General features: G+C 73.8%; 1 protein-coding gene. It reads left to right on the top strand.

What is annotated here, in order from left to right:
• Positions 1-554, top strand: a 554-nt coding sequence (locus AC27IO_RS25285; RefSeq protein ID WP_498741353.1) for an MFS transporter, incomplete at both ends; no start/stop codon positions are given.

Genomic DNA, 554 nt, shown 5'->3' with positions numbered 1-554 from the left:
CAGCCCCCCACCCGCCGAGCTACGGGCAGGTGCTGCGCTCGCTGGGCACGCTCGCGCGGCGGCACCCACGGCTGCGCAGCCGGGCGCTGCTGGGCGGGCTGTCGTTCGCCTCGGTGAGCGTGCTGTTCTCCACCATGGCCCTGATGCTGGCAGGCCCCGCCCACCGCCTGGGCGATGCGCAGATCGGGCTGGTCGGGCTGGCGGGTGTGGCCGGGGCGCTGATGGCCAACGTGGCCGGCCGACTGGCGGACCAGGGGCGCGAGCAGCTCACCACCCGCGTGTCGGTGCTGCTTGTGCTGGCCAGTTGGGCGGCGCTGTGGCTGGGGGGCACGTCCATCGTGTGGTTCCTGGTGGGCATGCTGGCGATCGACCTGGCGCTGCAGGGCGTGCACATCAGCAACCAGAACGTGATCTACCAGTTGGCCCCCGAGGCCCGTTCGCGCCTGAACGCGGTCTACATGACCACCTACTTCACCGGGGCGGCGCTGGGCTCGGCGCTCGGCTCCGCCGCCTGGCAGCGCGGCGGGTGGAGCGCCGCGTGCCTGGCCGGCGTG

It is taken from the genome of Acidovorax sp. KNOB132, from assembly GCF_057541515.1.
The sequence above is the reverse complement of the archived record's forward strand: the minus strand, read 5'-3'. Positions and strand labels throughout refer to the sequence as shown.